This is a genomic window from Paenibacillus kobensis NBRC 15729 (assembly GCF_004000825.1).
GTDB lineage: Bacteria > Bacillota > Bacilli > Paenibacillales > Paenibacillaceae > Paenibacillus_T > Paenibacillus_T kobensis.
The window spans coordinates 81,352-95,816 of the sequence record NZ_BILZ01000018.1; the positions used below are offsets into that span (position 1 = coordinate 81,352).

At 49.1% G+C, this 14,465-nt stretch carries 13 protein-coding genes and 2 pseudogenes; 11 read left to right on the forward strand and 4 right to left on the reverse strand.

Features of this window, described 5'->3' with window-relative positions; all coding sequences use genetic code 11:
* Positions 1-25 precede the first annotated feature (25 nt).
* From PKO01S_RS12810 to PKO01S_RS29345, 6 genes and pseudogenes are all read left to right on the forward strand, one after another.
* Complete coding sequence (locus PKO01S_RS12810) at positions 26-802, forward strand: recombinase family protein (RefSeq protein WP_127531740.1); 777 nt, start codon at positions 26-28, stop codon at positions 800-802.
* An 11-nt stretch (positions 803-813) separates the two neighbouring features.
* Complete coding sequence (locus PKO01S_RS12815) at positions 814-1,077, forward strand: hypothetical protein (protein WP_127531741.1); 264 nt, start codon at positions 814-816, stop codon at positions 1,075-1,077.
* A 225-nt stretch (positions 1,078-1,302) separates the two neighbouring features.
* Positions 1,303-2,538: pseudogene (locus PKO01S_RS12820) on the forward strand (IS110 family RNA-guided transposase).
* A gap of 149 nt (positions 2,539-2,687) precedes the next feature.
* Positions 2,688-3,353: an AHH domain-containing protein gene (locus tag PKO01S_RS12825; RefSeq protein ID WP_127531742.1), complete on the forward strand. Its 666-nt coding sequence runs from the start codon at positions 2,688-2,690 to the stop codon at positions 3,351-3,353.
* Between the two features lie 12 nt (positions 3,354-3,365).
* Entirely contained in the window at positions 3,366-3,911 is a 546-nt protein-coding gene (locus PKO01S_RS12830; RefSeq protein ID WP_127531743.1) for an imm11 family protein, read from the forward strand.
* 168 nt (positions 3,912-4,079) lie between these two features.
* Positions 4,080-4,250, forward strand: a pseudogene (locus PKO01S_RS29345) (SMI1/KNR4 family protein); the annotation flags it as partial.
* Between the two features lie 151 nt (positions 4,251-4,401).
* Here PKO01S_RS29345 and PKO01S_RS12840 read toward each other — a convergent pair.
* From PKO01S_RS12840 to PKO01S_RS12850, 3 genes are all read right to left on the reverse strand, one after another.
* Positions 4,402-4,689, reverse strand: a complete 288-nt coding sequence (locus PKO01S_RS12840) for a hypothetical protein (RefSeq protein ID WP_127531744.1) — start codon at positions 4,687-4,689, stop codon at positions 4,402-4,404.
* Between the two features lie 117 nt (positions 4,690-4,806).
* Complete coding sequence (locus PKO01S_RS12845; RefSeq protein WP_127531745.1) at positions 4,807-7,419, reverse strand: LuxR C-terminal-related transcriptional regulator; 2,613 nt, start codon at positions 7,417-7,419, stop codon at positions 4,807-4,809.
* Positions 7,420-7,559: 140 nt separating this feature from the next.
* A complete protein-coding gene (locus PKO01S_RS12850; protein ID WP_246070554.1) occupies positions 7,560-7,925 on the reverse strand; it encodes an NUDIX domain-containing protein in 366 nt (121 codons plus the stop codon).
* Positions 7,926-8,098: 173 nt separating this feature from the next.
* Between PKO01S_RS12850 and PKO01S_RS12855 the strand changes: the two genes are divergently transcribed.
* Positions 8,099-8,344, forward strand: a complete 246-nt coding sequence (locus PKO01S_RS12855; RefSeq protein WP_127531746.1) for a hypothetical protein — start codon at positions 8,099-8,101, stop codon at positions 8,342-8,344.
* Positions 8,345-8,430: 86 nt separating this feature from the next.
* Positions 8,431-9,150 (forward strand): hypothetical protein, encoded by a 720-nt coding sequence (locus PKO01S_RS12860; protein ID WP_127531747.1) that lies wholly within the window; start codon positions 8,431-8,433, stop codon positions 9,148-9,150.
* A gap of 523 nt (positions 9,151-9,673) precedes the next feature.
* Here PKO01S_RS12860 and gluQRS read toward each other — a convergent pair.
* Positions 9,674-10,642 (reverse strand): tRNA glutamyl-Q(34) synthetase GluQRS, encoded by a 969-nt coding sequence (gene gluQRS, locus PKO01S_RS12865; RefSeq protein ID WP_127531748.1) that lies wholly within the window; start codon positions 10,640-10,642, stop codon positions 9,674-9,676.
* A gap of 238 nt (positions 10,643-10,880) precedes the next feature.
* Between gluQRS and corA the strand changes: the two genes are divergently transcribed.
* From corA to hrpB, 3 genes are all read left to right on the forward strand, one after another.
* Entirely contained in the window at positions 10,881-11,837 is a 957-nt protein-coding gene (gene corA, locus PKO01S_RS12870; RefSeq protein ID WP_127531749.1) for a magnesium/cobalt transporter CorA, read from the forward strand.
* A gap of 18 nt (positions 11,838-11,855) precedes the next feature.
* Complete coding sequence (locus PKO01S_RS12875) at positions 11,856-12,716, forward strand: hypothetical protein (RefSeq protein ID WP_127531750.1); 861 nt, start codon at positions 11,856-11,858, stop codon at positions 12,714-12,716.
* Between the two features lie 544 nt (positions 12,717-13,260).
* Positions 13,261-14,465, forward strand: a 1,205-nt coding sequence (gene hrpB, locus PKO01S_RS12880; protein WP_127531751.1) for an ATP-dependent helicase HrpB, incomplete at its 3' end; no start/stop codon positions are given.

The window sequence follows — 14,465 nt, forward strand, 5'->3', positions numbered from 1 at the left end:
TCGTAACGGTGAGGGAGGAAATGACATGAATGTTATCGGGTATATCCGAGTTTCAACAAGCGGACAAGCCAAGGATGGCTACAGTTTAGCGTACCAACAAGATGAAATCCATTCGTTTTGTCAGGCTCAAGGATGGAACTTACTTCACATATTCACTGATGAAGGAATCAGTGGGGCGAAGATTGACGAAGAAGCCCTTGAGGTGGACAGAATTGGCTTTCAGAGCATGTTAGCCGCTATTGCCGCCCAAGATGTGGGTGCAGTTGTCGTGCTCAATACGAGCCGCTTATGGCGGTCTGACATCGTGAAAGTATTAGTGCATCGAGAGTTGAAGAAATACGGCGTAGATGTTAACAGCATCGAGCAGCCGACATACTCCATCTATAAGAAAGAACCGTCAGATTTCCTAATCAATGGACTGATGGAACTGCTAGATGCTTACCAACGGTTGGAAATCTCCATGAAGCTAAGCAGAGGACGCAACAAGAAGGCTCAGCAGGGCGGTTATGCCGGAGGTCGGGCGGCATTTGGATACAAAGCCAAGAAAGGTCAGAAGTCAATCGAAATCAATCTCGATGAAGCCCAAGCCGTCCAACGCTTGTTTGAACTAAAGGAATTATTCCCTGATTGGTCATTATCTCAGATAGCGTGTCAAATGAATGACGAAGGCTTTACCACTCAGCAAGGCAAGCGATTTACAAAAGTGCAGGTCAAGCGTATTCTTGACCGCCGCCCGATGTACGAAGGGATATACATATATGGCGGCATTGAAGCCGACGGGCTTCATCAAGCCATTATATAGGCGGTGGCGGCATGGAGAATATGAAGACCTATTATCGTTACGTGGAGCAAGAAGACAGCTGCTACAAGCAATTGGCAACGTTGGAACAATGCCAAAATGCGGTATTTGACCATATCTACCGATATGGCGAGATTTTTGACAAGCTGACGGCAGAACAAGTGTTGCTAGCTGTCCATCAACAGGAAGACAAAGTACGACTGGAACTGTTGCATGTGCGACTGGAGAAGGCTTCTCTTGCCTTTGCCCTGAGACCAAACCAAATGGAAGCCGATTGATGGCGTGAACAGAGAACAGGATTATGCTAACGTGTCTTTGCGGCTCGTCCGCTCGAACTGAGGATGCAGACCTGTTTTACCAAACGCCGAACCATCCGATTGGGTGGTTACTCATAGGTTAGAATTTTGCTTGCGTATCTTTGTGGCGATTATCTACTTGAGATAAGGATGTAATTCTAACCTATCCGTAATCATCCAATCTAACAACAGGGAGTGACAGAATTCATGTTTCAGCCAGATAAACTCGTCTACGTGGGGGTTGACCTTCACAAACAGCATCATACAGCCGTCATCATCGACTGTTGGAATCAGAAGCTAGGTGAAATCAAGTTCGACAATAAGCCGACAGCGTTCCCTCAGCTTGAGAAGGAAGTCAAGAAGCACATGAAAAGGGGAATGTCGGTTGTCTACGGATTAGAAGATGTGGGCGGCTTCGGCAGAGCATTGGCAGTACATCTAACAGAGAAAGGCTGTTGGGTAAAAGAAGTCAATGCGAAACTGGCAAATAACAGACGTAAGAGCCACGTCACGATACAGAAATCCGATTCGTGGGATGCGGAATGCGTGGCGAAGGTATTACGAGATGAATTGCCAAATCTGCCGGATGCAAAGCCCATTGACCTGTATTGGGCAATTAGTCAGCTTGTGACGCAACGGAAATGGCAGGCCAAGAGCCTTACAGGGATGGTTAAACGGCTTCATCAGCAGTTGGGCTACCATTATCCAAGCTATAAGAAGTTCTTTTCCGAAGTAGATGGCAAAACAGCGTTAGCCTTTTGGCATAAGTATCCCTCTCCATCCCGATTATCTGGCGTGGAGGTGGAGGAATTGGCAACGTATCTTCAAAAGCTGAGCAACTATGCTTTATCCACGAAGAAGGCTGAGCAGATATTAACACTTATAGCCGAGGATGGCGATACAAGCCGAGATTTTCAAGAGAAACGGGATTTTATCGTCAGAGGACTTGTCCGTAACGTCCGATTCTACGAGCGAGAATTGACCCGTATTGAGCGAGAAATCGAAAGCCTGATGAAACAGCTAGGCTTTAGGTTAGAGACGATGACGGGCATAGAACTTGTTACAGCGGCGGAGTTAGTTGCAGAGATAGGAGACATACACCGTTTTGCATCGCCGGACAAATGGGCATGATTCGCCGGAATTGCTCCTATCGCTGTAGGTTCAGGGAACAAGCATCGAAACTATAAGAGCAAGCAAGGAAATCGGGAACTGCATGACACCTTTAAAGCCTTGGCAATCCGGCAAATTGCCGTTACACGTACAAAGAAAGAGCCGAGAAATCCGTACTTCCATGCTTATTACGAGCAGAAGATGGCGGCAGGAAAGACGAAGCAACAAGCTATCGTTTGTATCATGCGAAAACTGGTCAATGTCATCTACTACCTGATGAAAACCAAAGCAGAGTATAAAATCCCAGTAGTATCCAGTAACAATGCGGCATGATATAATCATCATAACGGGCGGCGATTGTATAGAAACAATCACCGTCCTCTTTATTGGAAATTGAACGCTTTATAAACTAGGATACGTATGAAGGGCAGATAAAGAATCCGCTGAGTTTGAATTTTTTTACGTATGTGGATAATAATCCATTGATTTATTCCGACCCGACAGGCCATTTTGCTTTCTTACTACCACTTATTGTACCTGTAATAGTTGGAGCTATTGAGATTGGCGGAGCAATTGCCGCTGCCCAAATCAATGAAAAAATTAATGAGCCAACCGTAGTTCAGCAACCGAAAGTTGAACAGAAACCAGTAGTTAGTCAACAACCAGTTGCTCAGCAAAAGCCTACGGTGAGTCAGCAACCAGTTGCTCAACAAAAACCAACGGTTAGTCAGCAACCAAAAGTTGAGCAGAAGGTAACTGTTAGTCAACAACCAGTTATTAATAGCGGTCCTACGGTTCAAGAAGCTTCACCTTCAAGAATTCTAAGAGCAAATATGATAAAGGCAGGAAAGGTTGTACCGAGCTATCCAAATGCGGCACATCATATAGTTGCATATAACGATCCGAGAGCAGCCCGCGCTCAAGCCATACTTGCACAGTTTGGAATTGGACTGAATTCAGCAGCTAATGGTGTATTCCTTCCTACTGTCCAGGGAACAGGAAATGCTGCTTATCATCCGTCTCTTCATACGAATTTATATTTTCAAACAGTCGAGAATGAGTTAAGTAATGCCACTAACCCTAGCCAAGCAGTTCAAATTCTTGCTGATATTGAAAGTCGATTATTAAACGGAACTTTTCCAAAATAGGAGAGTGATTATATGAAAATATGGAAATTACAAGCGGATGCGAATAACTATAATAATTTTACAGAAGTAAATGAGCGAGATGTAAATGTTCTCATTGATATTAATTCATTTAACGGTTTACCAATGAAAAATCGCTGGGTTCCTATGCGGGTTAAGATTCGCGAGGAACTACAAGAAGGTGATATGCAAGCATTCTTTGCTGGTGTTCCTGTCTTTAATAGAAGAGCAATTAATATATTACAGGATCTACTTTCAGATAAAGTTGAATTATTAGAACTAGATTACGATAACAATGACTACTATGTAGTAAACATACTTCAAGTTCTAGACTGCATCGATTATCAACTAGCAGTTCCTGTAAAGTTCGATGATGGTACGATTTGGAGATTCGAGAAGTATGCTTTTAGAATCGAAGAAATACAGGACAAGCATATTTTCAAAAATATTAATGAAACCAAGGGCTTTGCATTAGTTTCGGATGCTTTTCGAGATCGAGTGATACAAAACAATTTGAAAGGATTTTTGTTTACGGAATTATGGGATTCTGATAATCCGTAGATTATCGACAGTCTTGAGCAACTATGAGATGACTTCTGAGTTCATCAGGAGTCATCTTTTTAATGCCCACAGGGCAGCGTTGTTCAGGCTTCGAATTACTTGGACACTTTTAGGCTGCTAAATAATATAACCATGAGTTAGTTTGATACTATGCGAGTATGATACTTCTCTTCCAACTGGTATATTATTGGAGAGTATGGTGGCGAATATATAACTATTGATCTCTGGAGTAGTAGGTTAGCAAGATGCTACGATAGTTACTTTGATAGGCACGGAAGAATAATTGGTTCCTATGATATTGTTGCCCATTCATTTACGGAACTGATAAGTAATTTAGTGATATGAGTATTTAAAAAGTATAGGTAATTGATGATTGTACCATTCATAGAAGATAGCGAAGTACGATCTGCAATGTCGTGACCTATAACCACCACTATATGCCTAATAAAAAAGAACCGCCCACCGACGGTTCTCCTAGTACCACTCAACTCTAACAAGTACTTACATCCCCAAGCCCCGTAACCTCGAAGCAGGAGGGGAGGCTGCTCAACGAATACGACTGCTCAAAGAGGTCTCCCCAGCTTACAGGCAAAGGTTCGATCATTTTATAAATCGTTACCGTGACATTCGAGCCCTCCGGAACGTCTGCTGTTAAGGTTTTGGATTGGTTCTCGTAGTAACGGTTCGTTTCTTCGTGTCCGCCTCCGTCCCAGTCCAACGAGAAATAAATGATAATCGGAGCATTGTGATTTTTAACCGTTACAGATACTTGTGTCATATGAATTCCTCCTCAATTGTTAGATCACTCGCTTCGCAAGTAATATATCACCTCCGAATTTCCGAAGTATAGCAACCAAAGTTGCTTTTAGCCCCTCATGACGTCTATGGCGTTTGTTCATATGAGATGATGTTCTTTAATCCTCGCCACCGCCTGCACCCGGTTACGAACATCGAGCTTCTGATAGATGTGATGAATATACCGCTTCACTGTGCCTGGAGAGATAATGAGCTCGCTCGCGATCTCCTCGTTCGAGTATCCTTGGACGATGTACGACAGCAGCTCAAGCTCCCGGTTGGTGAAATGAACGTCCAATGTCGATAACGGATTCCGGTTCTGTCCCTCATCCTTAGTTAACTCGCTTCGAAATAGATCGAGCAACTGACTTGCATACTCATATTCGGTACCCCGCATAGCGGTCGGAACTTGATCTTTCCAACGGAGAAGCAATTGCGCCATCGTAAGGCCTTCGTCTAGAAATATACGAATATATCCTTCTGATGCCGCTATGCTTAACGCGAGTTCAAGGCTATCCCAAGCTTGTGCGATGTCATTTTGAGCATCGTAGGCTTGCGCTAGCAGGAGAAGGATTTCGAGCTGACTGCCGATCCGGTCCGTTCTCTTAGCTTCGCCAAGAAGCCGATGAAGCCATGGGATAGCTTGAACGTAGTCCTGTTGAGCCATCAGAATTTTTGCTAATGTAATCTGCTCATACTCTCGAGTCACATGAGGATTATCCGTCGTGCTAAGATGATGCTTCGCCAACCAGCGGTCACCGGCATCGCTCGAGCCGAGCGAGAGCTTAAGCCGAATATATGCCGCTTCCAGCAGCCGTTCCCATCGAGGCGCTTGGAGTAACTTCACTTCATGCAACCCGGATTGAAGGATTTGTTCGGCATCCGCTGCTTTACCGGTCGCTTTATAGATTTTGGATTTGACAACGATCCCGGTGACCCACACGCTGATGTGTCTCGACACCTCATGACTGGCCAACGCCTTCTCAGCCTGTTCATAAGCTTCCTCCAGCCGGTTCCACTCGTAATACAGATCCGATAAGAAAATAAACCCGTGGCCCTGCAGCGTGTAATGGAGCATAGCTCTTCTCTGCTCGGAGGAGGATACCTTCAGTGAGAGATAGGCCATTTTCTTCAAGCGTCCGCCAAAGCCGATCGGACCGCGATACAGGAGCGCTTCCGTTGTATTAATGACTTTGACGATCGAGGCGAATCGTTCTAATGCTTCCAGATTGGTGTCCAATATCGCAAGGAACGAGTCGATATCTCCTTGGTAGTAAGCGACCGAAGCGCGGTACAGATTCATTTTCATCTGAAAAATCCGTTGTTCCTCATCCGTCAGAGCATGATCCCGGTTCATAAAGTGCTCCGCCTTATCCAGAAAACGGTTCGCTTGCTCCAGCTGTCCGGACACCGCCATGGAACCCGCTTGAAAATAAAATAAGTCGGCGTGCCCAATCTGATATTCCATCGGCATCGAATCAAGCCAGCCCAGCAACGTTGAATCTTCCCCTTGATCGATAAAATAGTTAAAATGCTTCACCATCCGGGCTGCGGCATCGGCATACTCCTCGGCTTCGAGAGAATGATGGACCGATTCGATGATCATGTTGGCTTGCTCATACCATCTGGAAGCTCTTCGATGCAGCTCTGCGCGGGCTTGAGCACTTTCTTTCTTGTACAGCCGAGCTTGCAGCATCTCGGCGAATAAATGATGGTACCGATACCAAGTCCTTGTTTCGTCCAAAGGAATAAGGAAAAGCTGCGCAAGCTCGATGTCCGCCAGATGCTGGGAAGCACGGGGTACGTCATGTACAGCTTCCGCTAGAGAAGCACTGAAGGAATGCAGAATGGAAGTCCTAAGCAGGAACGATTGTTTCTCCTCCGGCTGTTGGGATAACACTTCATCGATCAAATAATCGAAAATGTGGCGATGGTTGCCGCTGAATGAAGCCATAAAAGCAGTGCGGTCCTTCTTCTCGGTTAATGATAACAAGGCAAGGATGATCCCCGCGACCCAGCCTTCCGTCTTATGCTCTAATAATGACAATTCACCAATCGTGAGAGGGGGGCGAAGCGATAGCGCTTGCAAATGCTGGATTTCGGCTAAGTTAAAGCGAAGGTCGTCGCTATTCACTTCAAGAAGCTCCTGTTGTGCCCGTAAGCGCGCCAAAGGGAAAGGCGGAATCGTCCGGCTCAGGATGACCAGGTGATGCTGCGCGGGAAGGTAGGTAATGAATGAGAAGAGGCTTTCATGAATGTTCTCGTCCGTTATCAAATGATAATCGTCCAAGATAAAAGCAAGAGGCTCCGAACTGCGCTGCAGCTCGTCCAACAGCAAAGAAACCGCCACATCGATCGAGCCTTCCCGAATCGATTGGATGAGGAGGTCGGTTGGCAGTTGAATCGGCACCTTCGCGGTGACGGACAGAACGATGCTTGCCCAGAAGCGAAGCGGGTCATTATCTTTGGCTTCTAAGGATAACCACACGGTCGATTCGGTGCGATGACGGGCCCATTCCGCTGCGAGCGATGTTTTGCCGAAGCCTGCTGATGCTGCGATAATCGTTAATTTGACCCGCTGAATATCGGACAGCTTGTTCATGAGTCGGGAGCGCATAACGTAATGAGTCGTTTGCTTAGGAATCAGCGTTCTCGATGATACGGCTATATGTTGAATATGGTTAGGGGAATGGTGGGTCGGATTTGAATTCATTCTATCAGTCCTTCTAGATACGTATTAAGAATGGATCTATTCAATTCACATCGCCGAGATAACGCAAATCGAATCGATTGTCCTTGATCAGCGTGCCGGCCGACTTCGGGTATAATCTAATTTCTTCCAGATGTTGAATGTCAATCCACTCTACACCTACCTGATTCGAATCGGGAATCGGGATTGCAGCCGTTGTCAAAGGTGGCATTATTCGTCTTTAACGAGCATTTAAAGTAAAACTCGACTTGGTGGATCTCCGAGTCCCATGCTGCAAACTCGTGATTTTTGCCAATATATTCTCGTACATAAATCAAATCGCCAACAACAACTTGTTGACCGATTTCTTCTATACATTCTCGATAGACAGCATCTGACAGCTGCTCGCCTTGCTCCTGCCCGCCGCCAGGGAACAGGTAGAAGAAGCCGTTATCATCTTGATTTTTCGTTAATAAAACTTTACCGTCCTCGATAATTATGGCTTTGGCTGAATTTCTTATCGGTTTCATTCTGCGTTGTGCCTCCTTGTTATTCGTCATCCTATCATTTTACAATAATACCCTTATAGAAGAAATGGGATTGGATAGGTACAGCAGGAGTCGAGAGTGTTTTGTCGAAAAAAAATGTCAGGAACTTCAATGAGGAGCTTAGATAAGTGCACATCTCATGAGGGGGCAAAAAGATGCTTGAATGGTTGCTGCTCGTCGGTTTATCCGCCGTTTCGTTCGCTATTCCTCTATACCTTCGTCAAATGATGGTTTACGTACAGGGCGGCGCGGCACTGCTATTTCTTGTGCTGCTGCTTGCAGGGAAGTTGAGCGAATATGTGCTGGTGTACGGCATATTCTGGGGCTTCGGATCGTTGAGCGGAATTGCAATGCGTGTGGAAGAAGCTGCGAAAGAGGCTGCGGAAGCACATAGAAGGTAATTTCACGTGGAGAGATCGAATGGTGAAAGTAGGGAAGGTTAGGGGGAAGCACTATTCCAATCTGTCCTGTTTAGGAGGCTTACCAAATGTATAACATGAAGATTCATTTATATACTCGAGCCAGAATGGATAGCAAGGAAATTGGAAGTAAATTCTTTCAAATACTTGAACGCAACAAATTCGCTCCTGATCGAGTCGGGCCTTCGGAACCACTTCGATTAAAATATACCAATGAAGTGGCATTATCACTGTGGAAGAGTAATGAGGATGGACTTTTCGGAAATATATCTGGAAAAGGTATGAAGCCTGCTTTTTACTTCGAGGCAATGTGGTGGGTATCACCTTTGAGGGTATTTAATACATTTTCATTTCTATTCCATGATACGATTTTTAGAAGAAATAGATTTGAGATTGATCAGGAGTTTCAAGAATGTATTTCTTTATTTCTAGCGGATTACGGATTTATCTCGCATGAAACGTCATATTTAAGACAACATGTAACAGGGAGACTTGAAGACCGTATGCCAGGTATATTCTGGTGCAACTACTTTGGTCCGCTCTATATCGATTTCTTCGGTGAAGAACGTTTGCGAGTATTTCCATGGATTGATGTGACGAACCAATCTAACGGTATGATAACGTATCTATCCGATGATCCCTTCCAATTAATAGATAATAATGAAAAGGAGGAGAGCGCAAAAAACTATTTAGGCAGGGAGTCGTTTGGTGATTTAGTTAGAAAACAACAATACCCTTTTGAAACACAGAAGTGTAAAGTTCCGAAGATAGGGTACGAACAAGAGTAAAGTATAACAGGAGAGTAGGGATTTTGAATGGCTCTTAGAGCTTCAGAATTCGTAAGTAAGAATACTGAAATAGAATTTAATTCTGCATGGTTATTGTTCTGCGCCAAATATTTCTCACAGACAAATAGTTACATAACCGTAATTAGAGATATAAATAAGGGCTTGCTTAGCGATGGTCTGATGGATGATATTAGCGCATAAGAATCGTCAGACATAGAGTTGAAACTTGTATCGCGATAGATTTACTTTTTTCGAACACTTCATTGTATATCGTGCAATCAAATTAAGCCGATACTGTGTATTGTCAGGTTTCGTTGTATTTCATACAATCCCAAATGATCGATTTGCTGATATCAAGGGGCTATCGACGAATGTGTCAAAATGTCGTTGTATGAATTACAACGAGATGAAGAAATAGAAGACTTCTGCTTGATTTCATTGTACAAAATACAATCAGCACGCCCCAAGCAACAACTCCCGCAGTGATCCAACACTTCGCGGGAGTTGTTGTTGTTTCTGCACGTTAGCTTACATCAGAGCCGAGCATTCGCAGCGCCGCCTCGTCGACGACGACAGGCTCACGCGGGACGCGGCAGAGGTCGAAGCCGCGCACAAGCTCGGCCGCCTCGATCGGCTCGGCGCGGTCATGAAGGCCGCTCCATGCGGCCATCAAGCCTACGACGAGCTCAGGCGCGATGCCGCGCTCGCGGATGGATGCGAGCGAGACGGCGCCGTGCCGCTTCGCGAGGCGCGCACCGTCGGGGCCGAGCAGCAGCGGCACATGTGCGAAGCGGGGCGGCTCCATGCCGAGCGCCTCGTACAGCAGCAGCTGGCGAGGCGTGGAGTCGAGCAGATCCCAGCCGCGCAGCACGTCGGTGATGCCCATGGCGTCATCGTCGACGACGACGGCGAGCTGGTAGCTGATGATGCCGTCGGCCCGTTTCACGACGAAATCGCCGCCTGCGCCGGCCGGGAACGATTGCTCGCCGGCTGCTTCGTCATGGAACGCGATCGGCCGGTCCGGCAACGCGAAGCGGAGCGCAGGCTGCTTCAATGCCTCGCGGCCTGCACGTTCCTCCGCCGTCAAATGGCGGCATGAACCGGGATAAGCAGGCCCTTCGGCCGTCAGGCCGTGCGGCGCGCTTGCAATAGCTTGCAGATCGGCACGGCTGCAATAGCAGGGGTACAGCACCTCCCGCTCTTGGAGCTGAACTAACGCAGCTTCATAGGAAGCTTCTCTTTCGCTTTGCACATATGGGGCATAATCGCCGCCGATATCGGGGCCTTCGTCCCAATCGAGCCCGAGCCAGCGCAAGTCGTCAACCGCTTGCTTGGCGTAATGAGGCTTCGAGCGGGGCTTGTCGATATCTTCGATGCGAAGGACGAATTGTCCGTCCGCGCTGCGGATCTGCAGCCAAGACAGCAGCGCGGTGCGGGCGTTGCCGATATGCATATAACCGGAAGGCGTAGGTGCGAATCTGCCGCGCTTCATAGAATCACCTCGGACGGATCGAACGTAAGCGGAAGGCGCTGTTCGATTCATTTTGGCTAATAGAAGGTAATAGTTACGATGAAAGACAAGCCATATTCTAGCACGGCGGCGGAAAAGGAAGCAACTGCAGCAAGGGCTGACCGCTAATGGCAGTTGAGGATTGACCGATGTTGAAGGCGCCATGATACAATGGATGCATTCGGATAACGTTTTCACATGCTGGAGGGTACAAGTACAGATGCTGTCGATATTCGCCGTTACGAAACGGAACGAGAAATTAATCGATTTGACGATGGACGATATACGGAACAATGGCGACGATTATGCGTGGTATTGGGTCGATTTCGACCAGCCGACGGAGGAAGAGACGGAGCTGCTTCATTCCTGGTTTCATTTTCACCCGTTGGCGATCGAGGATTGTCTTCATCAGCTGCAGCGGCCCAAAATGGACCATTACGGCGACACGCATTTCTTCGTTCTGCATGCGCTTCAGCCGGAGACGCTGTTCGTACATGAATTGAACTTATTTATTAACTCGAAATTTCTTGTTTCTTTCCATATGCATGAATCGCCTGAGATCGGATGCGCGGTCGCCAAGACGTTCGCATCGACCGATCCGAAGAGACTGACGCCGCTTCATGCGGCCTATCACGTGATGGACGAGCTGGTCGACCGGTATTTTCCGGCTGCGTATGCGCTGGACGATCAACTCGCGGAGAAGGAAATAACCGATTCGTCAAGCTTCGGGAATTCGATGCTCAGCGATCTGTTCTCGATCCGGGCGAAGCTTCTCCATATGCGCAAAACGATCATCCCGATGCGGGATTTGCTCTACCGGGTGATCAGCTCGGAAAGGCTGGCAGGCTTGCAAGAGGAACGCGCCTTCTATGCGGACGTTCACGATCATTTGCTGAAGCTGACTGAGGTGATCGAAGCAAGCCGCGAGATGACGGCCGATCTGCGGGACAGTATTATCTCCTACAATTCGAACCGGATGAACGCAATAATGAAGACATTGACCGTTATTACGACGATTTTTATGCCGTTGACGTTTATTGCGGGACTGTATGGCATGAATTTCACCCGGATGCCGGAGTTGGAATGGCGCTACGGGTATTTGACGGTTTTAATCGTGATGGCGATGCTCGGCATTTCGATGTATATGTGGTTTAAGCGGAAGGGCTGGTTCGACTAGCAGTTAACCAAGAGGACGGTGAGACAGACGTTGGATACGGCATCCCATACAGAGGCGGAACACAAAGAGCCGAACCGGCGCGGCCGGGCGGCGGGCATTATCGCGATCGTGATCGTTGCGGTATCGATGTCGCTTGCCGCCAGCGGAATTGCCGTCTGGCTGACGCAGGGCTCGACGAAGCATCAAGCAGTCGGGCATCCGCTCTACGACGGATATACATATGAACGAAAAGAAGCGGGCGGCGTCGTGATGCATGCGCTTGTGACGGAGCCGCAGAAAGTGACGCTCGATGCGGTGCGCGGCAACGTGTCTGCTTCTCCTTATTACGGGGTGAACGGCGGATTTTTTTATAATGGGGACATGCTTAGCATTGCGGTCGTGAACGACCAGCCGGTCGGAGGCAAACCGAACGAGTACGGTTCGGGCTATGCGAATGCGAAGGTGCCTCGAGGCACGCTCGTATGGGACGGCATGAGCCAGAAGCTGAGTGTACAGATCGTCTCGAACGCCGGAGAGTTGAACGTGACCGACCGGAACCATTATTGGGCGCAGGGCGGCATCAGCATGACGTTGTCCGGCGATCAATCGTGGCGCAATCAGATGGAGGAAGAAATGGCGCCGTTCCCGGACGACGACCGACTTCGCAGCGCCGCCGTTTACAACGAGGAAGGCACGCTGTATTTAATCGTTTCGCAGACGAAAACGACGAATGCCGAATTCCGGAGTGCGATTATCGAGGCTTTCGGTCCGATGCAAGACGGTATTTTTCTCGATGGTGACGGCTCTTCGCAGCTGCATGCGTTCGAAGCGGCGCTGCCGGGGGACGGCAGACAGGTGGAGCAAATGATCCGATTGAAGAAGCCGGACGAGAACCGGTAAGATAGATTGACTGCACGGAGCGGAGCGGTGCGGTATGGTGCTGTAACGACACAAAAAGTGTCGTTACAGCGTTGCGCGAGGCCAGAGCGGTGCTTTAACGACACAAAAAGTGTCGTTAGAGCGTTGTGAAGGCCGGAGAGGTGCTGTAACGACACAAAAAGTGTCGTTAGAGCGTTGAGCAAGGCCGGAGTGGTGTTGTAACGACACAAAAAGTGTCGTTAGAGCGTTGCGCGAGGCCAGAGCGGTGCTTTAACGACACAAAAAGTGTAGTTAAAGCGTTGGGGAAGGCCGGAGCGGTGCTGTAACGACACAAAAAGTGTCGTTACAGCGTTGGCGAGGCCAGAGCGGTGCTGTAACGACATAAAAAGTGTCGTTATAGCGTAGGGCAAGGCCGGAGCGGTGCTGTAACGACACAAAAAGTGTCATAAGCGCTGGTGCTGTTGCAGCAGCAGGATGCCGGATGCAGTGACAAGCGTGGCGAGCCAGAATGGAAACAGACGGCGATTTTCAAGATTGCCAGCGAAATAGAGAGGATAGAGTGCAATTGAATCGATTACCGATTGACGACGTGCTGCCGGCAATTCGGCAGACGCTGTCGGCGCGGACGAACGCCGTATTGGTCGCTTCACCGGGCGCAGGCAAGACGACGCGGGTTCCGCTCGCGTTGCTGCAGGAAGAGTGGTTGAATGGACGCAAAATCATTATGCTGGAGCCGCGCAGGCTCGCAGCCCGTTCGGCAGCTGCTCATATGGCATCGCTGCTGGGGGAGAAGCCAGGAGATACGGTTGGTTACCGTGTGCGGCTCGATACGAAGGTTGGACCATCTACGAGGATCGAGGTCGTAACCGAAGGTGTATTGACTCGAATGCTCCAGTCCGACCCTTCGCTCGAAGAGGTAGGAGCTGTTCTGTTTGACGAGTTCCACGAAAGGCATTTGCACGGCGATCTTGGGCTTGCGCTCTGCTTGCAGGCGCAGTCGTTGTTCCGAGACGATTTGCGGCTGCTGGTTATGTCGGCTACCTTGGAAGCGGCGCCTGTTGCCCGTTTGCTTGGCAATGCGCCAGTCGTCGAAAGCGAAGGCCGCGCTTATCCGGTGGAGACCGTATACGCTGACCGGCCGGCGAGGCTCCTGACTGCAGCTTCGGTCCGAGGATCGGAATCGGTCGAGGAGCGGACGGCGCGGGCTGTTTCCTCGGCGCTCGCTAGGCACGACGGAGACTTGCTGGTCTTCCTGCCGGGCATGCGGGAGATGCGCAGAGTGGAAGGGCTGCTGCGGCAACAAAGGGTCGGTGCTGGTGACGGTGTCCGGATCGCGTTGCTGCATGGCAGCATGCCGCTCGAGGAGCAAGGGCAAGCGATTAGCCCGTGTGCCCCTGACGAACGCAAAATCGTGCTTGCCACGTCGATCGCGGAATCGTCGCTCACCGTGGAAGGCGTGCGGGTTGTCATCGACAGCGGGTTGATGAGGGTGCCGAAGTTCTCGCCGAGAACGGGCATGACGAGACTGGAGACGGTTCCCGTCGCCGCGCCGTCTGCCGATCAGCGGCGCGGCCGTGCGGGACGTACGGCTCCGGGCATTTGCTTCCGGCTGTGGACGGAGGAAGAGCAGCGGATGCTCGCGCCGCGGAGTACGCCGGAGCTGCTCGAAGCGGATTTGGCGCCGCTTGCGCTGGAGCTTGCGGCGTGGGGCGTGCGCGAGCCGGGTGAGCTCGCTTGGCTCGACGAGCCGCCTGCCGGCGCGTACGCGAG

Coding starts and splice junctions, on each gene's coding strand:
- PKO01S_RS12810 (WP_127531740.1), top strand. CDS start 26: ATGAATGTTATCGGGTATATCCGAGTTTCAACAAGCGGACAAGCCAAG.
- PKO01S_RS12815 (WP_127531741.1), top strand. CDS start 814: ATGGAGAATATGAAGACCTATTATCGTTACGTGGAGCAAGAAGACAGC.
- PKO01S_RS12830 (WP_127531743.1), top strand. CDS start 3,366: ATGAAAATATGGAAATTACAAGCGGATGCGAATAACTATAATAATTTT.
- PKO01S_RS12840 (WP_127531744.1), bottom strand. CDS start 4,689: ATGACACAAGTATCTGTAACGGTTAAAAATCACAATGCTCCGATTATC.
- PKO01S_RS12845 (WP_127531745.1), bottom strand. CDS start 7,419: ATGAATTCAAATCCGACCCACCATTCCCCTAACCATATTCAACATATA.
- PKO01S_RS12850 (WP_246070554.1), bottom strand. CDS start 7,925: ATGAAACCGATAAGAAATTCAGCCAAAGCCATAATTATCGAGGACGGT.
- PKO01S_RS12855 (WP_127531746.1), top strand. CDS start 8,099: ATGCTTGAATGGTTGCTGCTCGTCGGTTTATCCGCCGTTTCGTTCGCT.
- PKO01S_RS12860 (WP_127531747.1), top strand. CDS start 8,431: ATGTATAACATGAAGATTCATTTATATACTCGAGCCAGAATGGATAGC.
- gluQRS (WP_127531748.1), bottom strand. CDS start 10,642: ATGAAGCGCGGCAGATTCGCACCTACGCCTTCCGGTTATATGCATATC.
- corA (WP_127531749.1), top strand. CDS start 10,881: ATGCTGTCGATATTCGCCGTTACGAAACGGAACGAGAAATTAATCGAT.